The 23,852-nt window shown below is 62.7% G+C and carries 29 protein-coding genes; 14 read left to right on the forward strand and 15 right to left on the reverse strand.

The window, feature by feature from the left end:
- The first annotated feature begins 41 nt into the window (after positions 1-41).
- Positions 42-1,358 (forward strand): aspartate aminotransferase family protein, encoded by a 1,317-nt coding sequence (locus B4F07_RS01385; protein WP_293704381.1) that lies wholly within the window; start codon positions 42-44, stop codon positions 1,356-1,358.
- Here the strand turns inward: B4F07_RS01385 and B4F07_RS01390 are convergent.
- From B4F07_RS01390 to B4F07_RS01410, 5 genes are all read right to left on the reverse strand, one after another.
- Entirely contained in the window at positions 1,355-1,594 is a 240-nt protein-coding gene (locus tag B4F07_RS01390; protein ID WP_293704382.1) for a hypothetical protein, read from the reverse strand. The genes B4F07_RS01385 and B4F07_RS01390 overlap by 4 nt on opposite strands.
- Positions 1,595-1,644: 50 nt before the next feature.
- Positions 1,645-1,785 carry a hypothetical protein gene (locus B4F07_RS01395; RefSeq protein WP_293704383.1) on the reverse strand — a complete coding sequence of 47 codons (141 nt, stop codon included), beginning with the start codon at positions 1,783-1,785 and terminating at the stop codon, positions 1,645-1,647.
- A gap of 37 nt (positions 1,786-1,822) precedes the next feature.
- Positions 1,823-2,086 carry a translation initiation factor IF-1 gene (gene infA / locus B4F07_RS01400; protein WP_088440753.1) on the reverse strand — a complete coding sequence of 88 codons (264 nt, stop codon included), beginning with the start codon at positions 2,084-2,086 and terminating at the stop codon, positions 1,823-1,825.
- Positions 2,087-2,089: 3 nt separating this feature from the next.
- Positions 2,090-2,296, reverse strand: coding sequence for a cold-shock protein (locus tag B4F07_RS01405; RefSeq protein WP_088440752.1), 207 nt, complete (start codon positions 2,294-2,296; stop codon positions 2,090-2,092).
- Between the two features lie 188 nt (positions 2,297-2,484).
- A complete protein-coding gene (locus B4F07_RS01410; RefSeq protein WP_293704385.1) occupies positions 2,485-3,717 on the reverse strand; it encodes a sensor histidine kinase in 1,233 nt (410 codons plus the stop codon).
- Between the two features lie 148 nt (positions 3,718-3,865).
- Here B4F07_RS01410 and B4F07_RS01415 point away from each other — a divergent pair, with 148 nt between their 5' ends.
- Positions 3,866-4,279 (forward strand): hypothetical protein, encoded by a 414-nt coding sequence (locus B4F07_RS01415; protein WP_293704387.1) that lies wholly within the window; start codon positions 3,866-3,868, stop codon positions 4,277-4,279.
- A 57-nt stretch (positions 4,280-4,336) separates the two neighbouring features.
- Positions 4,337-5,338, forward strand: coding sequence for a fumarylacetoacetate hydrolase family protein (locus tag B4F07_RS01420; RefSeq protein ID WP_293704388.1), 1,002 nt, complete (start codon positions 4,337-4,339; stop codon positions 5,336-5,338).
- A 56-nt stretch (positions 5,339-5,394) separates the two neighbouring features.
- On the opposite strand, the gene B4F07_RS01425 is transcribed toward B4F07_RS01420, so the two are convergent.
- The 7 genes from B4F07_RS01425 to B4F07_RS01455 form a co-directional block, all read right to left on the reverse strand.
- On the reverse strand, positions 5,395-6,372 hold the full coding sequence (locus B4F07_RS01425; RefSeq protein WP_293704452.1) for a type II secretion system F family protein: 978 nt from the start codon (positions 6,370-6,372) through the stop codon (positions 5,395-5,397).
- A 70-nt stretch (positions 6,373-6,442) separates the two neighbouring features.
- Positions 6,443-7,411, reverse strand: a complete 969-nt coding sequence (locus B4F07_RS01430) for a type II secretion system F family protein (protein WP_293704390.1) — start codon at positions 7,409-7,411, stop codon at positions 6,443-6,445.
- Positions 7,412-7,468: 57 nt separating this feature from the next.
- A complete protein-coding gene (locus B4F07_RS01435; RefSeq protein ID WP_293704391.1) occupies positions 7,469-8,743 on the reverse strand; it encodes a pilus assembly protein CpaE in 1,275 nt (424 codons plus the stop codon).
- The gene (locus B4F07_RS01440) at positions 8,740-9,384 is read right to left on the reverse strand and encodes a CpaD family pilus assembly protein (RefSeq protein WP_293704393.1); all 645 of its coding nucleotides are present in this window, start codon (positions 9,382-9,384) and stop codon (positions 8,740-8,742) included. The genes B4F07_RS01435 and B4F07_RS01440 overlap by 4 nt, the downstream gene beginning before the upstream one ends.
- Before the next feature lie 25 nt (positions 9,385-9,409).
- Positions 9,410-10,891 (reverse strand): type II and III secretion system protein family protein, encoded by a 1,482-nt coding sequence (locus tag B4F07_RS01445; RefSeq protein ID WP_293704394.1) that lies wholly within the window; start codon positions 10,889-10,891, stop codon positions 9,410-9,412.
- Between the two features lies 1 nt (position 10,892).
- A complete protein-coding gene (cpaB, locus tag B4F07_RS01450) occupies positions 10,893-11,930 on the reverse strand; it encodes a Flp pilus assembly protein CpaB (protein ID WP_293704396.1) in 1,038 nt (345 codons plus the stop codon).
- A 54-nt stretch (positions 11,931-11,984) separates the two neighbouring features.
- Positions 11,985-12,467, reverse strand: a complete 483-nt coding sequence (locus B4F07_RS01455; protein ID WP_293704397.1) for an A24 family peptidase — start codon at positions 12,465-12,467, stop codon at positions 11,985-11,987.
- Between the two features lie 95 nt (positions 12,468-12,562).
- Between B4F07_RS01455 and B4F07_RS01460 the strand changes: the two genes are divergently transcribed.
- A complete protein-coding gene (locus B4F07_RS01460; RefSeq protein ID WP_293704399.1) occupies positions 12,563-13,693 on the forward strand; it encodes an NAD(P)/FAD-dependent oxidoreductase in 1,131 nt (376 codons plus the stop codon).
- 91 nt (positions 13,694-13,784) lie between these two features.
- The gene (locus tag B4F07_RS01465) at positions 13,785-13,961 is read left to right on the forward strand and encodes a YegP family protein (protein ID WP_293704400.1); all 177 of its coding nucleotides are present in this window, start codon (positions 13,785-13,787) and stop codon (positions 13,959-13,961) included.
- 18 nt (positions 13,962-13,979) lie between these two features.
- On the opposite strand, the gene rnhA is transcribed toward B4F07_RS01465, so the two are convergent.
- From rnhA to ispH, 3 genes are read right to left on the reverse strand one after another with little or no spacing between them, the layout of a single operon-like run.
- Positions 13,980-14,438, reverse strand: coding sequence for a ribonuclease HI (gene rnhA, locus B4F07_RS01470; protein WP_293704402.1), 459 nt, complete (start codon positions 14,436-14,438; stop codon positions 13,980-13,982).
- Complete coding sequence (gene thrB, locus B4F07_RS01475) at positions 14,435-15,397, reverse strand: homoserine kinase (protein ID WP_293704404.1); 963 nt, start codon at positions 15,395-15,397, stop codon at positions 14,435-14,437. The genes rnhA and thrB overlap by 4 nt, the downstream gene beginning before the upstream one ends.
- The gene (ispH, locus tag B4F07_RS01480) at positions 15,397-16,383 is read right to left on the reverse strand and encodes a 4-hydroxy-3-methylbut-2-enyl diphosphate reductase (RefSeq protein WP_293704406.1); all 987 of its coding nucleotides are present in this window, start codon (positions 16,381-16,383) and stop codon (positions 15,397-15,399) included. Before ispH ends, thrB begins: the two co-directional genes overlap by 1 nt.
- A gap of 160 nt (positions 16,384-16,543) precedes the next feature.
- Between ispH and B4F07_RS01485 the strand changes: the two genes are divergently transcribed.
- From B4F07_RS01485 to tatC, 9 genes are all read left to right on the forward strand, one after another.
- On the forward strand, positions 16,544-17,215 hold the full coding sequence (locus B4F07_RS01485) for a hypothetical protein (RefSeq protein ID WP_414711745.1): 672 nt from the start codon (positions 16,544-16,546) through the stop codon (positions 17,213-17,215).
- Positions 17,216-17,348: 133 nt separating this feature from the next.
- Positions 17,349-19,076: an arginine--tRNA ligase gene (gene argS, locus B4F07_RS01490; protein WP_293704407.1), complete on the forward strand. Its 1,728-nt coding sequence runs from the start codon at positions 17,349-17,351 to the stop codon at positions 19,074-19,076.
- Positions 19,076-19,849 (forward strand): SPOR domain-containing protein, encoded by a 774-nt coding sequence (locus B4F07_RS01495; protein WP_293704409.1) that lies wholly within the window; start codon positions 19,076-19,078, stop codon positions 19,847-19,849. The genes argS and B4F07_RS01495 overlap by 1 nt, the downstream gene beginning before the upstream one ends.
- A 108-nt stretch (positions 19,850-19,957) precedes the next feature.
- Positions 19,958-20,965 (forward strand): beta-N-acetylhexosaminidase, encoded by a 1,008-nt coding sequence (nagZ, locus tag B4F07_RS01500; RefSeq protein WP_293704411.1) that lies wholly within the window; start codon positions 19,958-19,960, stop codon positions 20,963-20,965.
- A gap of 7 nt (positions 20,966-20,972) precedes the next feature.
- Positions 20,973-21,761, forward strand: a complete 789-nt coding sequence (locus tag B4F07_RS01505; RefSeq protein WP_293704413.1) for a segregation and condensation protein A — start codon at positions 20,973-20,975, stop codon at positions 21,759-21,761.
- Positions 21,758-22,357, forward strand: coding sequence for an SMC-Scp complex subunit ScpB (scpB, locus tag B4F07_RS01510; protein ID WP_293704415.1), 600 nt, complete (start codon positions 21,758-21,760; stop codon positions 22,355-22,357). The genes B4F07_RS01505 and scpB overlap by 4 nt, the downstream gene beginning before the upstream one ends.
- A gap of 24 nt (positions 22,358-22,381) precedes the next feature.
- On the forward strand, positions 22,382-22,615 hold the full coding sequence (locus B4F07_RS01515; protein ID WP_293704417.1) for a twin-arginine translocase TatA/TatE family subunit: 234 nt from the start codon (positions 22,382-22,384) through the stop codon (positions 22,613-22,615).
- Positions 22,616-22,648: 33 nt separating this feature from the next.
- Entirely contained in the window at positions 22,649-23,029 is a 381-nt protein-coding gene (gene tatB, locus B4F07_RS01520) for a Sec-independent protein translocase protein TatB (protein ID WP_293704419.1), read from the forward strand.
- The gene (gene tatC, locus B4F07_RS01525) at positions 23,026-23,832 is read left to right on the forward strand and encodes a twin-arginine translocase subunit TatC (protein ID WP_293704420.1); all 807 of its coding nucleotides are present in this window, start codon (positions 23,026-23,028) and stop codon (positions 23,830-23,832) included. The genes tatB and tatC overlap by 4 nt, the downstream gene beginning before the upstream one ends.
- The last annotated feature ends 20 nt before the right edge of the window (positions 23,833-23,852 follow it).

Genomic DNA, 23,852 nt, shown 5'->3' on the forward strand with positions numbered 1-23,852 from the left:
TCGCTGCGCTCCTCGCAATGACAGGTTTAAAGGAGATCGCGATGCGCGGCGAAAACGACCAACTGGCAGCCTTCTGGATGCCGTTTACCGCGAACCGATCCTACAAAGCGCACCCGCGGCAGCTCGTATCGGCGAGCGGGATGTATTATCAGAGCGGCGACGGCCGGACTATCCTCGACGGGACGTCGGGACTGTGGTGCAGCAATGCGGGTCATTGTCGGACGGAAATCACCGAAGCGATCGCGCAGGCCGCAGCGACGCTCGATTTTGCGCCGACCTTTCAGCTCGGCCACCCACTGCCGTTTGAACTCGCGCAGCGGCTCGCGGTGCTAATGCCCGATGGGCTCGACCGGATATTCTTTACCAACAGCGGGTCCGAATCGGTTGATACGGCGCTGAAAATTGCGCTCGCGATCCAGCGTGCCAAGGGGCAGGGAACGCGGACCCGGCTGATCGGACGCGAGCGCGGCTATCATGGTACCGGCTTTGGCGGGATCAGCGTTGGCGGGCTGGTCAACAACCGGCGCGCGTTCGGCGGTGGCCTGCCCGGCGTCGACCATATGCGTCACACGCACGACATCGCGCGCAACGCGTTCACGCGCGGTTTTCCGCAGCATGGCGCCGAACTCGCCGACGATCTTCAGCGGCTAGTCGACCTGCACGGCGCGGAGACGATTGCTGCCGTGATCGTCGAGCCGATGGCGGGATCGACCGGGGTGCTGGTGCCGCCAGTCGGCTATCTCCAGCGGCTGCGCGAGATTTGCGACAGGCACGGGATCATCCTGATCTTCGACGAGGTGATCACCGCCTTTGGCCGCGTCGGCGGCGCGACGGCCGCAGGGCAATGGGGCGTCACCCCCGACCTCATCACGATGGCGAAGGGGCTGACTAATGCCGCGGTGCCGATGGGCGCTGTTGCGGTGAAGCGCGAGCTGCATGATGCGGTGCTGGACAGCGTCGACGCGGGCATTGAGCTGTTCCATGGCTACACCTATTCGGGCCACCCGCTAGCGAGCGCGGCCGGACTCGCGACGCTCGATCTTTATGCGCGCGATGGCCTGTTCGACCGCGCAAGCGAACTCGGCGGCTATTGGGAAGGCGCGGCGCACAGTCTGAGGGGCAAGCGGCACATTATTGATGTCCGCACCATCGGCCTGGTTGCGGGCATTGAACTCGAACCGCGACCGGGCGCGCCGACGGCGCGCGCGATGGAGCTGTTCCACGCCTGTTTCGACAATGGCCTACTGGTGCGAGCGACGGGCGATATCATCGCCCTGTCGCCGCCCCTGATCGTCGAGACGGCCCAGATTGACGAAATCTTCGGGAAGATTTCCGACCTGCTCGACGCGGTCGACTAACGCTCGAAGCTGTCCAACTGCATTGCGGCCGCTTCGGCGTTCGCCTCGGCCTTGGCAGCAGTTGCGGCGACCTGACGGGCGCGCGTCGCTTCGGTCTGGACCAGACGTTCGGCCATCGTGCGCCACGCCTGTTCGGCGCGCAGATTGCGGTCGCGAACTTGCGACAAGGTGCTGGCTGCCGCGTCGACGGCGCATTTATCGGCCTGGGCCTGATAGAAGTCACTGGTGTTCGACATGGCGGATATCCTTTGGTCTGGGGTGGGTTAGTCAGTCGGTCTGAGTGGATCTAGTCGATCATCTGGGCAATCAGGCGGCGCAATTCGCTTTGGGACAGGGTCGGTGATCGCCGGTTGGACTTCCGCGCCGGCGCGTTGATCGCGGCATAGGGGCGGAGGAGGGAAGGGAAGCTGTTCGAAATTAAGTTCATATTATCCTGTATTCATTGATATTTTTGTTATCGGAGATCAGCGCCGGTTGCCCTTGCGCGGACCACTACCGGCCGGACCGGCGCCGCGATCACGATAGATGATGCGGCCTTTGGTCAGATCATAAGGCGTCATTTCGACGCGAACGGCATCGCCGACGACCGACCGAATACGAAAACGTCGCATCCGGCCTGCCGTATAAGCGATGATCCGATGGTCATTTTCCAGCGTGACACCAAAGCGTCCGTCGGGAAGGATCTCATCGATCTGGCCGTCGAGGGTCAGTAGCTCCTCTTTGGCCAAAGATCAGGCCGACTGGATGTTGACGGCGGACACTTTGCCGCGTTGGTCAGTTTCCAGATCATAAGAAACGCGCTGATCCTTGTTCAGCGTCGACATGCCGGCGCGTTCGAGGGCGGTGATGTGGACAAAGCTGTCGCCCGAGCCATCCTCATTGGCGATAAAGCCATAGCCTTTGTCGGTGTTGAAAAATTTTACGGTGCCGGTTGGCATGGGTCATTCCTTTCACGGAAGTGGAGTTGCCACCGATTGATATCGGTGGCGCCAGGAAGCGTGAGGAAGGAAGGTCCTGCCGATACGGCAACAAAATCCGTCGAAAGCGACGATAGCCCGCCTGAGATAGGCGCCAAGATACGAAAAGTCAAGGATAACCCTGGATGCAGGCATGGGGAGAGGCCCGTTCAGTGGTCCAGGAGTAGCGGAAAAGTGACCGAAACCTGGGTCCCCTTGCCGACTTCGCTGTCGATGTCGAGCTGCCCCTGATGGCGCTCTCCGATATGTTTGACGATCGCGAGGCCGAGGCCGGTCCCGCCGACCGAACGGCTGCGCGCTTCATCGACGCGATAGAATCGTTCGGTCAGCCGCGGCAGATGATCGGGCGCGATGCCGTCGCCTTGATCGCGAACCAACAGGCGCACCCGATTGCCTTCGCGCGCGAGTTCCACCGTCACCGGCGTTCCGGCGTGACCATATTTCATCGCGTTCGAAATGATGTTGTGCGCGAGCTGGCTGAGTTGGGCCTCGTCGCCGAGCATCGGCTGTGTGATGTCGCCGAGTTTTGCCACCAGATCCTTTGCGCGCGAGGGTTCGCTGTCGCTCAGCTGGCCAATGGCGGTGCGAACGATCGCAGCCAGGTCGACCCTGGCCGTCGGGCGCCGAAAGCGGTCGGCCTCGACCCGCGAGATCGACAGGAGGTCAATCACCAGTTGTTGCATCCGCCGCGCTTCGCGTTCGATGATAGAGAGGAACCGGTCGCGGGTTGGTGCATCGGTTTCGCCGTTCATTTCCTGCAAAGTTTCGACATAGCCGAGGATTGCGGCGAGCGGTGTGCGCAGTTCGTGGCTGGCGTTGGCGACGAAATCCGACCGCATCCGGTCGGCGGCGTCGATCGCCGACCGGTCCGATAGGAAAATGATGTTCTCGCTGCCCGACAACGCGGCGATCCGCATCGTCCAGCGCTGGCCCGGCCGCGGAAAATCGAACAGATTGACAGGTTCCAGCGGTGTATCACCTTGAATACGCGCCAGCCAGTCGGTCGCTGCCGGGTGCCGGATGGCTGTCCGAAGGTCGGCGCCGACGATATGCCGCCCGAGCAGACGAACCGCGGCGTCATTGGCGATCGTCACGATATTGTCGGCGGTGCCAAGCAAAGGCTCTTTTTCTTGATCAACCCAATGCGCGAAATCGGGGTGACGAAGCAACGATGCGGGCGTGGTCTCGGCGGGCGGCTGCGGGGCGCCCGGGCGGTCGGGTGGCGCAGACGGTAGGGCGCTGTAAATTATACCTGCGCCAACAAAACCGGCGATGGCCATGATCGCAATCGCCAGCAGGTCACCACCGGTCAAGGCAGCAAAGATCGCCGCGATGACGATCATGGTCAGCGCAATGACGAGGCTGGACAGGCGGTCGAACATCCTCCATCGCCTCGCACGAAGCGAGGGGCGGGCGCAAGGCTGTTTGCGGGCGTTAACGCTTGGGCGGCCGATGTCCCAAACCGGGAAGGATGGCATTGGCGGCGGTGTTTTGCTTTTCCTTGCGTCCTCATTGGGTTATGCGCCAGCCATGGACAAAAGCGAAATTCCGACCGACAGCGCCACGGAAACCGGTGATGCCATTCCCTCGCGGCGCCGGATGCTGGCGCTGGGCGCCGTTGGGGTGTCGGCCGCGCTGACGATCCGTCCCGCCTTTGCGCAGACCGCGGTGTCGGTGATGAATTGCCAGATTCCCGTCCCGGGCCCGGGCGGTACCGGACAGTTTATCGATACGCAGGGCAGACTGGTTCCGCCGGGGACCAAGGGAGCGTTTCCGGGCGCCTTGCGGCCTTTTACGGGCGAAGAAGTGAAGCGGGCGTTCCGCGGTCAAACGCTGCCCGGCACGACCTATAATCAGTCGCAGGCGTATCTGCAGTACATCCGGCGCTTGCAGGCGGGGCAGAGCGGCTTTACCTGTTTCGCCTCGATCACGACGTCGCGCTGATTTTCGCTCCTTAATGGCGATGTCGGTTCAGCCGCGTCGCCAGCCAAAGGAGATTTCGTGAAACTAGCTTCGCTCAAACAGGGCCGCGACGGTCGTCTCGTCGTCGTGTCTGACGATCTCGCCTGGTACGCTGACGCCGGTCACATCGTTCCGACTTTGCAGGCGGCGCTCGACAATTGGGCATATGCCGCGCCGCGTCTTGCTGCGCTGGCCGAAGACCTGAATCACGATGCAATCCCCAAGGAGCGGTTCCACGAGCGCGAGGCGGCATCGCCCCTACCGCGCGCCTATCAATGGGCCGACGGCAGTGCCTATGTGAACCATGTCGCGCTGGTCCGGCAGGCGCGGGGCGCCGAAATGCCCGACAGTTTCTGGCACGATCCGCTGATGTATCAGGGCGGCAGCGATGCGTTTCTGGCGCCGCGCGATCCCATCCCGCTCGGCGATCCAGCCTGGGGCTGCGACATGGAGGCGGAAGTGGTCGTCGTGACGGGCGACGTTCCCGCGGGCATCGATGCGGTGGCGGCGCGCGACAAGATTCTGCTGGTCGGTTTGACCAACGACGTGTCGCTGCGCGGCCTGATCCCCGGTGAGCTCGCGAAAGGATTCGGCTTTTTCCAGTCGAAACCGTCAAGCGCGATGTCCCCGGTGTTTGTCACCCCCGAAGCGCTGGGCGAACGATGGCAGGATGGTAAGCTGCACGGAACATTGTGCGTTGACCTCAACGGTCAACCCCTGGGACGCGCGGATGCGGGGGTCGATATGACGTTCGATTTTGGGGCACTGATTGCCCATGCGGCCAAGACGCGCGATCTGGGTGCGGGGACGATTATTGGCTCGGGGACGGTATCTAACCGCGATGCCGATGGGGGCCCTGGCAAGCCGATCGCCGACGGCGGGCTTGGCTATTGCTGTCTGGCGGAAGTGCGGACGGTCGAGACAATCCTGCAGGGCGAGCCCAAGACACCCTTCATGCAAAGGGGCGATACCGTTCGCATCTGGATGGACGACGAGCGCCACCACAGCATCTTTGGCGCAATCGAACAGCAGGTGTTGTAAAACAAAAAGGGGCGGGTGACGCCCGCCCCTTATTTGTTATTTCGATCGGTGCTGGATCAGCCGAAGCTGCCGCCTGACATCGCGTCGCTGAGCGAACAGGCCGCCGGCCCAAGAATGACGATGAACAGCACCGGCAGAATGAACAGGATCAGCGGGACGGTCATGATCGCGGGCAGACGCGCGGCTTTTTCCTCGGCACGCATCATGCGTTCGTTGCGGAATTCGGCCGACAGCACGCGCAGCGCGCTGGCCAGCGGCGTCCCATATTTTTCGGTCTGGATCATGGTCGTGACGACGCCTTTCACCGACTCCAGATTGACGCGATAGGCCAGGTTTTCGAAAGCCTGACGCCGTTCGGTCAAAAAGCCGAGCTCGATCGACGTGAGTGCGAATTCTTCTCCCAGTTCGGGATAGGCGCGGCCCAGCTCCTTCGACACGCGCGAGAACGCAGCATCGACGGTCAAGCCAGCCTCGGCGCAGATGACCAGCAGATCGAGCGCATCAGGCAGCCCCTTGCGGATAGCGTCGGTGCGCTTGGTGCGCTTGTTCTGCACGAACAGATCGGGCGCCTTGTAGCCGAGCACCAGGGCAGCCATCGTCGCACCCGACCGCTTGAAGGGCGTCAGGTCGGGCCACATTTCGATGCCATAGATCAGGAAGGCGGCAAGGCCCCCGAACACGATGGGCAGGACCAAGCGGCCAAAGATCACCGCGACGGCCAGATCCTTTGAACGGATACCGGCCTGCGCCAGCATTTGCTGGACTTCTTTGATCTGTCCTTCCTGCAACACCTGAAGTTTGCCGAGGAAGGTGCGCATCTTGTCGGCGTGCTGGTTCTTTCGCACCAGCTTTGCGCGGCGTTTCGCCGTCGATGCGGTGATGCCGGCCTTGAGCTGCTCGCGGCGTTCATTAAGCGCCTTGACCCGCTTGGTCATCGGATTGCGCACGGTCAGCGCACCATAAATGGCGAACAAGACGGCGAATACGCCGACGGCCGCGAGCATCGTGCCAGCCCAAATGACGTCGATGCCCATGAGCGTAGGGCCGGTCTGTGCGCCGGTGAATGTGGCGAGAAGGAGGCTGCTGTTCACGATATTCGCCCCTTCAAATTTCGAAGCTGATCATTTTGGCCATGATCCCGACCCCCATGCCCATCCAGACCAGGCCGCCAAGCCCCGTGATGATCAGGCGTTGCTCGTAGAAAAAGCCAGCGAGATAATCGGGATTCATCGACCAGACGACGCCAAACACAAAGAATGGCAGCGCGCCGACGATATAGGCCGACGCTTTCGCTTCGGACGACATCGCGCGGATCTTCAGCTTCATTTGAGCCCGCTTGCGCAGGACGTCGGACAGGTTCGACAGCGTTTCTGCCAGATTGCCGCCGGTCTCGCGCTGGATTTGAATGGTGATGCAGAAAAACTGAAACTCTGGAGTCCCCAGCATGATCGCAGTTTCCTGCAAGGCAGCTTCCATGGTGTTGCCGATGCGTATGCGTTCAATGACGCCCTTAAACTCCTCGCCGACCGGCCCTGGCAGCTCCTGGCTGACGATCTGAAAGGTTTCGGTGACCGGCAGGCCGGATCGCAGGCCGCGGACAAGCAGGTCGATCGCGTCGGGAAAACGGGTGGTGAATTGTGCGACGCGTTTTTTGATCGCGCGGCCGACAATGAAATAGGGCAGCCCGAGGCTGAGCAACAAGCCGATCATGCCGGCCATCATGATCGGCGCACGAACCGCCAGCATCCCGCCCGTGACCACCACGAACAACGCCATCGACGCGAACATATATTGCGTCAGCGTCCATCCCTTGCCGGTGCGACGCAGACGTTTTTCCATTTCCTCGCGGCGCGGCATCAGGCTGGTCAACGACGTACCGCCCTGGCCGACCGACTGGATGGTCTTGCGCATCTGCGCGGCCACCACCGCCTCGGTCGAGGCGGCATGGCGATCCTTGACCATCGCCAGACGCCGCGTCTTGGCCTTGCCGACCGACGGGCCGCCCAGCAAGATGACAAGCAGCGCAAAGGCCAGAAAGGCCGCCGCAATGATAAGGATAACTGGCAGGTTCATATCGGCAGATGTCCGCTTCTATCGCTCAGTGGTGGTGACGGCCCGTCAAGCGGGTCGTTATGCCGCCTGTTTCGCGCGCTTTTTCGTCATCAGGCCAAGTTTGCCGAGCAGCGAACCGCCCGATTTGCCCTTGGCGGCTGCGGCCTGAGCTTCTTCGGCCTCGATATCGGCGCCGTCCAGGATCAGACGCATCAGATTATTCCAGACCTGCGCCGTTTTTGTTCCCTTGCAGACCTCGGCATAGGATTTTCCGAGTTTTGCCGACTGGCAGACCAGTTTCGGGTCGAACGGAATGACAATATCGACCTGACGTTCGATCGACGATTCAAATTCTTTGCGCGAAAGTTCACCGACGGCATTCTGGAATTTGTTGGCGACCAGCACCACGCGCGCACCTGGAACATTCTGTTTGAACCAGGACAACAGGCGAATCGTGTCACGCGCGGCGGCGAGCGTCACGTCGCTGACCAGCAAAATGGTGCCGGCTTCCGCGACAAGATGCGGGAAGGGGATCAGCACCTGGCGCGGGATATCGACGATCGTCATTTCAAACGCGCCGCGCAGTTCTTCCTCCAGTTGGAAAAAGGCTGAACCATCGGTCATCACTGGCTGGTGGATCGGCGCTTCGGCCGACAGCAGGCTGAGCTTGTCCGACGCCCGCACCATGGCCCGTTCGATGAACAGCCCGTCGATGCGGCTCGGATTATCGATCGCGTCGATCAGACCGCGACCGGGTTCCAGATCGAGCGTCAGCGCGCCGGTGCCGAAATGCACGTCGAGGTCGAGTAGCGCCGTCTGGCGGCCGGCCTGTTCGCTCATCGCCCAAGCAAGCGACGTCGAGACGAGCGAGGCACCGACACCGCCGCGGACACCGACCACCGCCATCATGTGATGGGGTTTGTCGTCGAGCGCGTCGGCATGTTTCGGCGCCGTCAGCATCGCCTGCGCCATGGTCAGCGATTCGCGGACCTGTTCCAGCGATAGCGGCTTGAGCAGATAGTCCTGAATGCCGCTCGACAGCAGATCGCGGTACAGGCGCACGTCATTGACCTGGCCCGCCGCAATAACGACCGTGCCAGGCTCGCAGACTTCGGCAAGTGCGTTGATGTCGTTGATCGGATCGCCCGATTCGGACATGTCGACGAACAGGATGTTCGGGCTGGCGGAAACCGACAGCGACTGAACGGCGTTGCGCAGGCCGCCCTTGTTACATTTTTCGATGGGCCAACCCATGTCGTTGGCCGCGGCGCGGATCAACTCCAGCGTATCGTCGTCGCACACATAGGCACTGAACGGATCACGCAGTCCCGCTGATTTGAAAGGAGCGTTCACTGACCACCTCCGTTGCTGGTTGATTGACCGCGCAGTTCGCCGGCGCCTGTCTGGGGCTTTTCGCGGAACGTCTTGATCGCTCGGGTCGCCATCGAGGGATCGTTGCGATCGCTGCGTGCGCCCTTGATCAGGTCGTTGGGGTCAGCGACCATCGCGGCAAGATTGCTGTTGGTGGCGCAACCGTAATTCGACGAGGTCGCATTGGCCGTGTTGATCGACGACTTGCTTTCCCAATTCGGGCAGCCCGGAACAAAGGCCGATGCGCGCGTCACGATGATCCGCAGATGGTCCTGCGGCACCGCGCCAGTGGTTACGGGGACATCGTTGCTGACCAGCAGGCCGCGGCGTGCGATCATCGATCGCACCGTCGCCTGCGCCGCCGTGGCGCCATAAACTGACGGATCCTCGATCGAAATCTGGTCGCCATAGCGGACCCCCATCGCGTCGAGCCAGCCTTGCAGGCGGCCCTGCTCGCTGGGCGGTAGTTCTCCGCCTGCGGCGGCGACGTCGAATTGATGGATGGCATTGCGTACGACCGGCTGATGCACCGAATCGAGGCTGCGGTTGCTGTAGGCGGCGCCAGAACATCCCGCGAGCGCTGTGCTCAGGGCCAGGACCGTCCAAGTTGCGATTTTCTTCATCACTTTGCTCCTGAAATCCTGGATGTCACTTGATGCTGAAGCCGGGGGCGGCGTCGACGTTGCTGCCCCGCGGGCGATCGGCGTCGCCAACATTGGTATCGAGCCGCGGCTTTGGCCGGTCGCCGCCAGTCACCCCGTCGCCGGTCTGGTTGAGCAGGATGCGCTGCAGATCATTGGCATCCTGATAAGCGTCGGTCGGCAGCTTGATGTCGTTGGCCGACACCGGCTGAACCAGATAGGGGGTCACGACGATCACCAGTTCGGTTTCGCCGCGGCGGAAGCTGTCCGATTTGAACAACATGCCAAGCAATGGCACGTCGCCCAGGCCAGGCATCTTGTCGATTGCCCCGATCGAACGGTTGTTCATTAGGCCGGCGATCATGAAGCTTTCGCCAGATCCCAGTTCAACCGTCGTTTCGGCGCGGCGCACGGTGAGCGCAGGCACCTGAAAGCCGTCGAGTTCGATCGCACCTTCGGTCGAAAGCTCCGATACTTCGGGGCGAACGCGCAGGCTGATCCGACCGTTGGAAAGGACCGTCGGGGTATAGGCCAGGCTGACGCCATATTTGCGATATTCGATCGTCGTCCCGGCAAGATTGCCGGGGATCGGAACCGGGAACTCGCCGCCCGCCAGGAAGTCGGCGGTTTCGCCCGAAATCGCTGTCAGATTGGGCTGTGCTAGGGTGGCAACCAGACCTGACCGTTCGCCAATATCAAGCGATGCGATCAGATCGAGTCCGAACAGGCGACCTGCGCCCGCCAAACTGCGCGTGCCAGATGGCGTCGTGATGTTATAGATCGTGTTGCCATTTGCGTCCGTTGAGATCGACCCGGCGGTGCGACCCCCGAAAACGCCGCCCAGGAACCCGTTGCCAAGCGCGCTTTCGGTATCGCGGGTCAGGATGTTGCCGTTCATTTCCTTGACCAGCGACCGGTTCACTTCGGCGATGCGGACCTGCAGATTGACCTGCAACGGCGTAGCGGTGCGCAGCCGCGAGAGGACTTTGGTTCCTTCGCCGACAAATGCCTGGACCAGCATTTCGGCCTCGGCAGCATCGTCGGGAGACTGAACCGTCCCTGTCAGCAGGACAAAGCCGTTCATGGTGTTCGCGGAAATGCTGGCATCCGGCATCGCCAACGACAGCATCTGGTCGATCGTTTCGATATTGTTGCCAACGCGGGCAACGGTCGAAAACACGACCCGGCCGCTGGCGTCGGTGGCATAGATGCTCGTTTCACCCGGCTTTTTGCCGAAGATATAAAGCTGGCGACCCGAGCGCACCTGGACGTCGGCGACTTCGTCGTTGGCGACGAAGATGTCGGTCATCGCTGCGGGCAGGCTGATCAGGCGGCCGCGACCGACAGACAGATCGATGCTGCTACTGGCGTTTTGGGTCGCCTGCGCCGCCACCGGCGCCGAGGGAGCCGAGACTAGGGTCGCTGCCACCAAGCCGATGGCCAGAGTGCGGGCCAGGGCCACTGCCTTGAAATTGGCTTTGCTGTTCATCTTACTTACCCCCAACCGAAACTTCGGTCACCTTGTCACCGCGGGTGACGCGGACGACCGGGCCACTCGGTGCTGTCGGCCCATAATTGCCGCCTGCGGGTGCTGCCGGTGCACCACCCATTTGCTGTTGCGGACGCGATCCGCCGCCTACACGGCCGCTGACCGGGATCCAGAAGCGCGAGACGTCGCCGCCCGTCGTGGCCGTCTTTGACGTCACGGGGCGCGCTTGGGCTTGCGCCAGCATGCGGCGTTCGGCTTCGGTGCCGCCCTTGGCGGGGACGTTGATGTCACCCGATGCAATCGCGGCTTCGAGTTCGCCGGTGCTTTCGGCCAGCGGACGCAGTGCGAGCGACAATTTGCCCATGCTCTGCGCGACCGCGATGCGTTCGGCGAGGTCGGGTGTCGCTTCGAGCGTGACCGAGCCAAAGGTGCGAACCGGGGTTTTGCCGGTTTCGTCCTCGGCGTCGTAACGCTGGTCGGTGGCGAGCACGCGCACGTTGCGTACAATGGTTTCGGCGGTGAAAATCTGGTCATCGGGGTAGGAGCTGCCTTCCTTGACCTCGATTGTCTGGGCCAGCAGTACATCGACGCGGTCACCCGGGAAGACAAAGCCCGCGACGCCCTGTTCCTGGCTGACCTTAACCGTTACCGCACGCATACCGGGTCCAAGCGCCGCGGCAAGGAAGCCGCGATCGTCGGGATGAACCAGCGCGCCTTGGGTGAGCGGCTGACCGGCCGTGATCGGGTAGCGCACGACGGTGCCGACCAACGTATTGACGTCGGTCTTTTCCTTCATGAAATACGCCTTTTCGACCAGCTCTTTGGGCCAAGGCTGAAAACGGAAGCTGTCGGGACCAATGATCGTCCCCACCGGCAGCTGCCGGGTTGCGACCAGGATCATCGGGCCGGTAATTTCGGGCGCCGCAGCGGCCCGCGCTTCCGGAGCCGATGCGCCCCGCATCATCTGGTTGACCCCGAACGCTGCACCGATCGCAATGACCAGCGCGCCAACGATCAGCATAATCTTTCGCGTATCCATGACGATTTTTCGCCTCCTAACACCGGCCAGACGCGGCAGTGTTTGCCCTCAGCTTCATGCGATAGCCTGAAACTGGTTAAGATATTGTTGGTGAAGCGCCCACAGTCCCGCAGCGGCGATGGCGACACCGTAAGGCACCTCCACCGGCTTGTCGGAAGGGCGCATTTTCATTCGAACGAGCATGACCGCCGAGAGGATTCCGCCGCCCACGGCCATCACCGTCAGCATGGGCAGGAACAAGGGTAGCGGCACCCAGAGCATGACCGCACCGATCATCTTCACATCGCCGCCGCCCATCGCGCCGATCGCGAACAGACCGGCAAATACAAGGAAGACCGCAAAGGCCGCGCCGAATTGGATCGGGATATCCGGCCACAGCGAAAGGCCGGTTGCGACCCAGAAGGGAATCGCCAGCAAGGCCATCGCGGCGTTGAGTTCGTTGGAAATGGTTCGCGATCGAAGGTCGCTGATCGCCGCGGCGATCATCAACAGGCCAAGAACGGCCATCAGGCCAAGCGATATCATGCCACTGTCCATCGGGCTCTCCTACGCAACATGGCTTACCAAAGAGTAACCATGCGGAGCGGGCGGCGCGGCTTGCATTCCGCGAGCCAACGGATATGCGGCGGAGCATGACCGCTGCGCCGCCTTCTGCCACCGACGTGCTGATCGTCGGCGCAGGCATCGCCGGCGCCAGTCTGGCCGCGGCACTGGCGCCTTGGCGCCGGGTGATGCTGATCGAGGCGGAGGACGTCCCGGGATATCATGCCACGGGCCGTTCGGCCGCCTTCTGGCACGAGACATATGGCGGGGCGCGGGTGCAGCCGCTGTCGATGGCGTCTTTCGATACACTGGCCTGTCCCGCGCCCGAATTTTCCGAGCGCGGATTTCTTTTTCCGCGCACGGCGTTGACGATCGGCCATCGCTCCGAAGCGGGGGCGGTGGATGGCTTTACCGCGCAGTTTCAGGCCAGAGGCGTTGAGGTCGTGCGGATGGGCGCCGCCGACGTCGCCGCCAAAATTCCCGGCGTCCGGGCTGAATGGAGCGAAGCGGCCTTTGAGGCAGCGTGCAGCGACATTGACGTCGGCGCGCTTCACGCGGCCTATCTGCGCGCCGCCAAACGCGCCGGAGCCCATGTGGCAACCGGTACGCCGCTGCAATCGGCACGGCGTATGGGCGACGGGTGGGACGTCCAGGTGGGCGGGCAGGCGATCCGTGCCGCGCTGATCGTCAATGCCGCCGGTGCATGGGCGGATCGGGTCGCCGCAGCGTGCGGTGTCGCGCCGGTCGGAATCCAGCCTTATCGCCGCACGGTCATTCAATTGCGGCTTGGAGTGCCGGTTCCGGCCCAATTGCCGCTCGTGATCCACATTGGCGGGGAATTTTATTTCAAGGGCGAAAGCGAAGGCCGCGTGTGGCTGAGCCCGCATGATGAAACCGCCGTCGATCCGCACGACGCAGCGCCCGAAGAGATCGACGTTGCGGTGGCGATCGACCGCTTGCAGACGGTGGTCGATTGGCCGATCGCCGCGGTCGAGCGCAAATGGGCGGGGCTGCGCAGCTTTGCGCCCGATCGCATCCCGGTCTTTGGCGCCGATCGGCACGAGTCCGGCTTTATCTGGTGTGCGGGGCAGGGCGGCGTCGGTATCCAGACCGCGCCCGCGATCGCGGCTTTGCTATCGGCACAGCTTGGCGCAACACTGCCCGGCGGCGCCATCGGCGCGGTCGACCCCATGCCCTTCGCTCCGTCGCGCTTTGCCTGATATCAAACGGGCGGCTTGCGCGTCGTAACCACCTGCTTACGATAGGTTTGCCGCGCCACCTGGAGCGCGCCAACAACCAGTGGAGGATCCGATGGCCCATTATTTCGAGATCAAGAAGAACAAGGCTGGTGAGTTTGTCGCCTATTTTAAATATAATAGCGAGACGATCTTCTGGACCGAAGGCTATGCAAGCAAAGCGTCGGCAAAGAATGCCATCGATTCAATCCTGAAGAACGGCCCCGGCGCCGAAGTTCGCGAGGCCGAATAGCGCCCGGAGCGCGGGCGTTCACCGCGCCCGCGCTATTTCCAAAGCGGCGTCGCTGGCGAGTTGATCGGCGATCTCGTTGTCGCCATGGCCGGCGTGACCTTTGACCCACAACCATGTGATGTCGTGGCGATTGCTTTCGGCGAGCAGGCGTTGCCACAGATCGGCATTGGCGACGGGCTTTTTGGCGGCGGTTCTCCAACCGTTTTTCTGCCAACCGAAAATCCATTTGGTGATGCCGTCGCGGACGTAGACGCTGTCGGTCGATAGCTCGACGTTGCAGCGGCGTTTGAGCGCCGCAAGCGCCTCGATCGCCGCCATCAATTCCATGCGATTGTTCGTCGTGTCGGGTTCGCCCCCCGACAGCTTTTTCACCACATTGCCCCAGCGCAGTACCGCACCCCAGCCGCCAGGACCCGGGTTGCCCTTGCATGCGCCGTCGGTCGCGACGATTACCGTCCTGCTCGCCGTGTCGCTCATGCGACGGCGAACAGCCGGGCGGCGTCGTCGGCGCGATAGCGCAACAAGCGGGCAAGGAAGGGCGATGGGTCTTTGCGGGTGACCAGCGCGTCGGCGGGGGTGTGAACCCAGTCATGCGCGCGGGTCAGCAGAAAACGCAGCGATGCGCCGCGCGCCAGCGTTGGAAGGACGGCAATTTCGGGATCGGTCAACGTAATTTCGCTTGCGTAACCGCGCATCAACGCCTGCGCTAGCGCCGGGTCGCACGTGCGGCCATCGGTGGAAAATGTCCACGCTGCATGGGTAATCACGAGATCGTAAGCGCGGAAGTCGCTGGCGGCGAAATAAAAGTCGATCAGCCCGGTCACTCGGTCACCAAGCATCAACACATTGTCGGGGAACAAGTCAGCGTGGATGACATGCGCAGGCAGATCGGTCGGCCAATGGGAGTCGACGAAGCCAAGTTCTTCGTCGACGATCGCTTGCAAGCCTGGCCGTACCGCGTCGAGATTTCCCGTCGCAGCGGCGACCGCGCGCCAATGACGATGGCCCATACTGTTGGCCCGGGCGCCGTCATATTCGGCCAGCGCGCCGTGCATCGCGCCCAGCGCAGCGCCCGCCGCTTCGCACTGGGCCGAGGTCGGGTGGGTGAGCGATATTCCAGACAGAAACTGGATGATACAGGCGGCACGGCCCGAAATCCGTTGTACCGCTGTGCCATTGCGGTCGCGGATCATGGCGGGGACGGGTGAGCCGCTGGCGGCCAAATGATCGAGCAGATCGACAAAGAAAGGCAGATCACCTTCGCTCACGCGCTTTTCGTAAAGGGTCAGAATGAAGCGACCGCCGGTCGTTTCGAGCAGGAAATTGCTGTTCTCGACCCCTTCGGCAATGCCTTTGCACGACAGAACGCCGCCAATATCGTAGCGCGCGACCAGCGTTGCCAGATCGTCGGGATCGACGTGGGTATAGACGGCCATCAGGCGGCGGTTGGCTCAAGACCGCGCGGCAGTTTGAAAACCATTGTCTCTTCGGCCGTCAGCACGATCTCTTCGGTGACCCGCCGGTGCACGCTGACCGCGTCGATGACCTCGCGGACCAGCGTTTCGGGCGCGCTGGCGCCTGCCGTAATGCCCAGCGTCGTAATGTCAGTCAGCCAGGCGGGGTCGATATCGGTGCCACGCTGAACCAGATGCGACGGCGTTCCCATTCTGTCGGCGACTTCGACGAGACGCAGGCTGTTGGAACTGTTCGGGGCACCGATCACGATCATCCGGTCGCAATCGCCCGCGATCGCCTTGACCGCGTCCTGCCGGTTCGACGTTGCGTAACAAATATCCTCGCCGCGCGGTCCGGTGATCGTCGGGAAACGATGTCGCAACGCCGTGACGATGTCGCGTGTGTCATCGACCGATAAGGTGGTCTGGGTCAGAAATGCCAACATTTCGGGATCAGGCGGCGCCAGCGCTGCGACGTCATCGACCGATTCCACCAACGTCATCGCTCCATCGGGCAATTGGCCAAGCGTCCCGATAACTTCGGGATGGCCAGCATGACCAACAAAGACGATGTGACGCCCGGCCTCATACGCCCGCTCGGCTTGGCGATGGACTTTCGATACCAGGGGACAGGTCGCATCGATATAGGAAAGCCCGCGCATCTCGGCCTTTGCCGGCACGGCCTTGGGAACACCATGGGCGCTGAACACGACGGGCACGCCATCGGGAACCTGATCGAGCGATTCGACAAAAATCGCCCCCTGCGCTTTCAAGGTGTCGACGACATAGCGATTGTGGACGATCTCGTGGCGGACATAGACAGGTGCGCCATAGCGTTCGAGCGCCAGCTCCACGATCCGAATCGCACGATCGACTCCGGCGCAAAAACCACGCGGTGCCGCGACCAAAAGCCTGAGTTCTGCCGTTTCGGCGCCGCGGGGGCCTGCTGTCGGGTTGGGTGCGTTCATGATGGGGCGCTCTAGCGCAGCAGGTCATATAGCGTAAAGCGGCTTCGCACCGTTGCGCCGCGTTCATCGCACCGATAAGAAGCGGCGCGCATGAAGCGGGATTATCTGTCCCGACTGACCTGAGCCTGGTGAGTGCGCCTGTTTGGAAAGCCCGATTATCATGATGCCCATTTCGTTCGTACCCCGTAAGTTCCTGACCGTTCTGTGCGGCACGGTAGCCATGGCGACGGCGGCGGGCTGTGCGAAGGACAATGATATCGACGTTTCCGGCGGTGTCGGCATTACCGCGACGCGCAGCGCCTGTCCGGCGGTGGCGGTGCCGCTGCACACCGGCGATGTCACCTTGTTTGACCCCGCGACCAGCCGCGACGCGCGCGCTATCGATATTGTTGCTGCGATCACCAATGTGACCCCGGTATGCAATGACGCCAGCGAGAAGGTTTATCAGCTCGCCAGTTTCGATGTCGTTGCGACGCGCCGCGACGCCGGTCCCGCGCGGTCGGTGACTTTACCCTATTATGGCACCGTCCTTCAGGGCGGCACCGCGGTGGTCGCCAAGCGTCTCGGCAATGTCGTGGTCACCTTTCCCGAGGGACAGACGCGCGGCACGGGCCGGGCGCAGGCGTCGGCCTATGTCGATCGCGCCGCGGCGACACTGCCCGCCGATATTCAGGAACGCATCACACGCCGCCGCAAGGCGGGTGACCAAGATGCCGCGATCGACCCGCTCAGCCTGCCCGAAGTGCGTGCGGCGGTGCAGCGCGCCAGCTTTGAACTGCTGATCGGTTTCCAGCTGACCCAGGAACAGCTCGAATATAACGTCCGACGATAGACACGGGGCGGCGCGGTGGCGTCGTCTGCATCATTCAGCCCCGCGCGCTGTATGAGCGACGCGGGGCTTTTCGCGCGCGCCCTGCTGCGATAGGGCGCGCGCACGACTTCCCTGATCGAAGATAGGCCCGCCCGTGACCCTGTTCAGCCGTTTTTCCGTTCATATCGACGCCGCGCTCGACGCGCTGGAAGCGCGCAATGCCTTGCCCGCTGGGCTCGATCGCTCGGCCATCACTGTCGAACCACCCCGCGATCCCGCGCATGGCGACGTCTCGACCAATGCCGCGATGGTGCTGGCCAAGCCTGCGGGGATGAATCCGCGCGTGCTTGCCGATCTCTTGGTTGGCGAACTCGGGGCGCTGGATGAGGTAACCGACGCAAGCGTCGCGGGGCCGGGATTCATCAACTTGCGCCTGGTCGGTGATAGTTGGCGCGAGGAACTGGCGCTGATCCATGCCGAGGGCGGCGATTACGGCCGCTCGGCGATGGGGCAGGGGCGGCGCGTCAATGTCGAGTATGTGTCGGCTAACCCGACTGGCCCGATGCACGTCGGCCATTGCCGCGGCGCGGTGGTCGGCGACGCGCTCGCGGCGCTGCTCGAGTTTGCAGGACATCAGGTCACTCGGGAATATTATGTCAACGACGCGGGCGGACAGGTCGATGTGCTCGCTCGCTCGGTCCATTTGCGGTACCGCGAAGCGCTGGGCGAAGCCGTCGGGGCGGTGCCGGAGGGACTATATCCGGGCGATTACCTGATTCCGGTCGCGGGCAAGCTGGCGGCCGAATATGGTGATCGCTTCGTCGGCGCACCGGAAAGCGCGTGGCTTGGGCTGTTCCGGGCCGAAGCGGTCAGCGCGATGATGGACATAATCCGCGTCGACCTCGCCAAGCTCGGCATTCATCACGACCTGTTTTCGTCCGAAGCCGAATTACAGGCGGCGGGAAAGCCGGAAGCGGCCGAAAAATGGCTGCGTGACCAAGGCCTTGTCTATGACGGCGTGCTCGAAGCACCCAAAGGCGAAACGCCCGAGGATTGGGAGCCAGTCGAGCTGCCACTGTTCCGTTCGACCAGGTTCGGCGACGATCAGGACCGCCCGATCAAGAAATCCGACGGTAGCTGGACCTATTTCGGCGCCGACCTTGCCTATCATTATCAGAAGGCCGAAACCGCCGACGAACTGATCGACATCTGGGGTGCTGACCATGCGGGGACGGTAAAGCGGATCAAGGCCGCGGTCGCCGCGCTAACCGACGGCAAGAAGAAGTTCGACGTCAAACTGGTCCAGATGGTACGGCTGCTCAAGAACGGCGAACCGTTCAAAATGTCGAAGCGAGCGGGAAATTTCGTCACCCTTGCCGACATCGTCGAAGAGGTCGGCAAGGACGCGGTGCGCTTTACCATGCTGACGCGCAAGGCCGACGCGCAGATGGATTTCGACTTTGCCAAGGTGGTCGAGGCATCGCGCGACAACCCCGTCTTTTATGTCCAATATGCGCACGCCCGGATCGCTTCGCTGAAACGTAAGCTCGCCGAGGCGGGGGTCGCGCCCGCTGCGCCGAACGCAGAGCGTCTCGATGACTATGAACTTGGCCTCGTCAAGCTGCTCGCGCAATTCCCGCGCATTGTAGAGGCGGCGGCTTCGTCGCGGGAGCCGCACCGCATCGCTTTCTATCTCGGCGACGTCGCCGCGGCTTTCCATGCGTGGTGGAACCTCGGTAACGATCGCCCCGACGCCCGTGTCATTTTGGCAAATAACCCCGAATTGACCGCGACCCGCCTTTATTTGGCCGATGGAATCGGGCAGGTAATTCGCAACGGGCTGCACCTGATGGGGGTCGAGGCGCTCGAGGAGATGAACTGATGGCCGAGGACAAGAACGTCGACCAAGGCGATACCGGACTGGGGCTGGAGAGCGAAGATCGCCTGCCGTGGCTCGAAGCCGCCGACGGGGTCGAGGACGATGGCGAGGTTTCGCCGGCGCGTCTGCTGGTCATGGTGCTTGGCGGTCTGTTGCTGATCGGGGCGGTGCTGGGCGGGCTGTGGTGGGTCCAGAACGGCGGCGCGCGCGGCAAAGGCGAGTTGATCGCGGCGCAGGACGGCAATTACAAGGTCGCGCCAAAGAATGATGGCGCCAAGAGTTTTGAAGGCGAGGGCGATGCCAGCTTTTCGGCCAGCGAAGGCGCCGAGCCCGCCGGCAAAGTCGATCCGACACGGATGCCTGAAGAGCCGGCGGTAACCCCGCAGGAGCGCGAGGCCGCGAAAGCCGCGGCGGACAAGGACGCGGCAGCAAAAGCCAAACCTGCGCCGATGCCGGCAAAGGCAGAACCGAAGACGGCGTCGGCGTCGGCCAAGGCGCCTGCCGCAGCACCGAAAGCTGCACCGGCCGCAGCAGCGGCGGCATCGGCGATGATCCAGCTCGGCGCATTCAGCAGCGACGCGGCGGCGGCGAAGGCGTGGACCAACCTATCGAAACGCTTTGCTTATCTCGCCGATCTCAACAAGTCGGTTTCCCCAGCGAAGGTTGGCGACGGCACCGTCTATCGCCTGCGCGTATCAGCCGGGACCGCTGCTAACGCCGCGAATTTGTGCGGTAAATTGCGCGTTGCGGGTGAAAATTGCGTCGTCGTTCGCTGATTCGGCCCGTTTGGCCGCAGACTCCGTTGGTACTAACGCGCCGCTATGGCATGTTGCGCCATGTGGTAGCCGCATGAGGGGGCGGCGGCCGATGGAGTTTGCGATACGATGATACCCGCTATTTTCGGCCTGTCGGGACTGACCCTCACCGACGACGAGCGCGCCTTTTTTCGCGACAGCGACCCGGCGGGCTATATTCTGTTCGGGCGCAATATCGAAAATCGCGAGCAACTGCGGCGCCTGACCGACGCGCTGCGCGCGCTGGATGGGCGGGACAATGTGCCGATCCTGATCGATCAGGAGGGTGGTCGGGTCGCGCGGATGAAATCGCCCGAATGGCCGACGTTCCCGAGCGGCGCGACGTTCGACGCGCTGTACGAACGCGCGCCCGCGAGCGCGATTGAAGCGGCTCGACTGAACGCGATGGCGCTTGCGGCGATGTTGGCGGAAGTCGGCATTAACGTCGACTGCCTGCCTTTGCTCGATGTGCGCCAACCGGGGGCGAGCGACGTTATCGGCGACCGGGCGCTGGGCAGCGAGCCGATGCGCGTCGCTGCGTTGGGGCGCGCAATCCTGGGCGGATTGCAGGACGGCGGCGTCGTTGGCATCGTCAAACATATCCCCGGCCACGGCCGCGCGCTACTTGATACGCACGAGGCGCTTCCGGTCGTCACCGCGTCGGATAGCGAATTGCAAACCGACCTCGCGCCGTTCGCCGCGCTGCGCGATGCGGCTATGGCGATGACGTGCCATGTCATATTCGAAGCATGGGATCCCGATCGGCCCGCGACCTTGTCACCGATCATCATCGACAGCGTGATCCGCCAGCGGATCGGATTTCACGGCCTGCTGATGTCGGACGATCTCGACATGAAGTCTTTATCGGGCGATGTGCCGTCGCGGGCCGCCGCTGCCGTCGCGGCGGGTTGCGATATCGCGCTCAATTGCTGGGCCAGGATGGAAGATATGATCGGCATCGCCAACGCCCTCGACCCGATCAGTACCGTGTCGCGCGCGCGGCTCGAAGGCGCGATGGACCGCGTGTCAGGGACCGGCGACGACCGCGCGTTTGCGACGCTCATCGAACAGCGCGACGCGCTGCTTGCGGTCGCCTGAGCCTGCAATGGACGAACTGGCGCTCGATTTCGAGGTGACGCCGACCGCGCCAGACCATGACGACGCGCTGCAACTGTCGCTCGAAAGCTGGGAAGGGCCGCTCGACCTGCTGCTCACGCTCGCGCGCAGCCAGAAAGTCGATCTCAAGCAAATTTCGATCCTCGCCCTGGTCGAGCAATATCTGACGTTCATTGCAGAAGCGCGCGAGCTGAAACTTGAAGTTGCAGCCGATTATCTGGTGATGGCGGCGTGGCTTGCTTACCTCAAATCCGCTCTGCTGCTCCCCAAGGATCCGCTTGAGGAGCCGTCACCCGATGAACTCGCGCTGCGCCTGCAATTGCGGTTGCAGCGGCTGGCGGCGATGCGCGAGGGCGCGGCACGACTGCTTGCGCGCGACCGCGTCGGCCGCGACGTGTTTCTGCGCGCCAAGCCCGAGGGGCTGCGCGACGTCAAGCTGCGTCGCTGGGACGCCAGCCTTTACGACCTGCTGTCGGCTTATGGGCAGGTCAAGCTGCGCAGCGAGCCCGTCGTGCATATGGTGTCGCGTCGCCCGGTGATCACGCTCGATGCCGCGCTTCACCATTTGCAGCGGATGATCGGGATCAAGCTTGACTGGGCCGAACTCGCCGATTTCCTCCCGCCCGACTATGATGGTCCGCTGCGCCGCTCGGCGATTGCGTCGAGCTTTGTCGCTGCTCTCGAACTGGCACGGCAGGGACGGGTCGACCTGAAACAGGCCGGTGCCTTCGAACCGCTTTACTTGAAGGCTGCTGTCATGGGACAACCCGCCGCATGAACCCGATCGACGACCGCGAACGCGCCATCGAAGCGATGCTGTTTGCCAGCGACGAGCCACTCGACCCGCGGCAGGTCGCTGCGCGGTTGGGGGACGACTGGAGCATCGGTGAAGTGCGCGCCTTCATTCAGGCGATCGCCGCGCGCCACGCAGGCAGCGGTATCGAACTGGTCGAACGCGGCGGTCATTGGCATTTTCAGACCCCTGCCGACCTCGCGCATTTGCTCCGCCGCGAACGCGACGATCCGCGCAAATTGTCGCGCGCGGCGGCTGAAGTGTTGGCGATCGTCGCCTATCACGAACCGGTCAGCCGCGCCGAGATCGAGGCGATCCGCGGTGTCCAGACGTCGAAAGGCACGCTCGACGTGCTGATGGAGGCTGAATGGATCGCTCCCGCAGGGCGCCGCGAAGTACCAGGTCGCCCGCTGATCTACAAGACGACCGACGCTTTTTTGCAGCATTTCGGCCTTAGCAGTCGCAAGGATTTGCCGGGCATCGACGACCTGCGCGCGGCAGGCCTGCTCGATCCGGTCGACCTCGCTTTTGACGATGCGATGGGCGAGCTGGACCTAGTAAAAGACGGCGAAGAGGCCTAGATGAGCCTTTCAAGGAGAATTTAGATGGGTAGCTTTAGCATCTGGCACTGGCTCGTGGTCGGCATTCTCGTGCTGCTGCTGTTCGGCAAGGGCCGGTTTTCCGATATGATGGGCGATGTCGCCAAAGGCATCAAAAGCTTCAAAAAGGGCATGGCAGAAGACGACACCCCGCCTGCCACGCCGAAGCATATCGAGGGCCAGCGCGCGCCCGATGGCGCCCCGATAGCGACCCCGACCGCTGAACACGACAAGCTCTGATTCAAGTTCGGCGGCGGAGGGAAGCTTTAATCGATGTTCGACGTCGCGCCCACCGAGCTGATGCTCGTTATCGTGGTGGCATTGGTCGTCATCGGCCCTAAGGATTTGCCGAAGGCGATGCGTTTCGTCGGCAAGTGGATGGGCAAGGCGCGCGGCATGGCGCGCCACTTCCGCTCCGGGCTCGACACGATGATGCGTGAGGCCGAGCTCGCAGAGCTGGAGAAGCAGTGGCGCGAGCAGAATGACGCGATCATGCGCGAGTTTCCGCGCATCGACGATGTGAACACGTCGATACCCAAACCGGCTTCTGCTGCGCCCGACGCTCCGAGCCAGCAGGATACGGACGAGGCGGCCGCCGCCACCGCGCCTTCTGAAACCCACGCGGTACCCCCGCGCGATGGCCCGCTGCCATGACCGTCGAAACACCAATCGCCGCCGATGATGATGGCGCGGGCGGCAAGATGCCGCTGCTGGACCATCTGATCGAGCTGCGCTCGCGTCTGCTCAAATCATTGCTCGCGATCGGGCTCGCCTTTGGCGTTTGTCTTTATTATGCCGAGCCGATTTTCAGCATTCTCGTCCAGCCGCTCGTCGCGGCGGGGCAGGGCACGATTATCTACACCCAGTTGTTCGAGGCATTTTTTGTCCAGATCAAGGTCGCGCTGTTCGCATCGATGATGATCGCCTTTCCGGTGATCGCGAACCAGCTGTGGAAGTTCGTTGCGCCAGGCTTGTATCGTCAGGAAAAGCGCGCGTTGCTGCCCTTCCTGCTCGCGACCCCGGTGCTGTTCACCGCCGGGGCGTGCCTCGCCTATTTCGTGACCGTACCGGTCGCGCTGAAATTCCTGCTCGGTTTTCAGGGTGATATGGGGGGGATCCAGCAAGAGGCGCTGCCCTCGGTTGCCAATTATCTCAGTTTCATCATGCAGTTCATCATGGCGTTCGGCATCTGTTTCCTGCTGCCGATCTTGCTGATGCTGCTTGAACGGTCAGGTATCGTCACGCGCGATCAACTGGTCGGCGCGCGGCGTTACATGATCGTGGCTGCATTTGCCATTGCAGCGGTAGCGACGCCGCCGGATATTTTGAGCCAGTTCCTGCTCGCCGTGCCGCTGATCCTGCTTTACGAAATATCGCTGTTTGCGATCTGGTTTACCCAGCGCCGACGCAAAACAGGCGCCGAAGCGGCGCCTGTCGAGCCTCTCGAAGAGGCTTAGGGTAAGCGGGGTAACCCCGA

The organism is Sphingopyxis sp. UBA6723 (assembly GCF_002454115.1).
Taxonomy (GTDB): Bacteria; Pseudomonadota; Alphaproteobacteria; order Sphingomonadales; family Sphingomonadaceae; genus Sphingopyxis.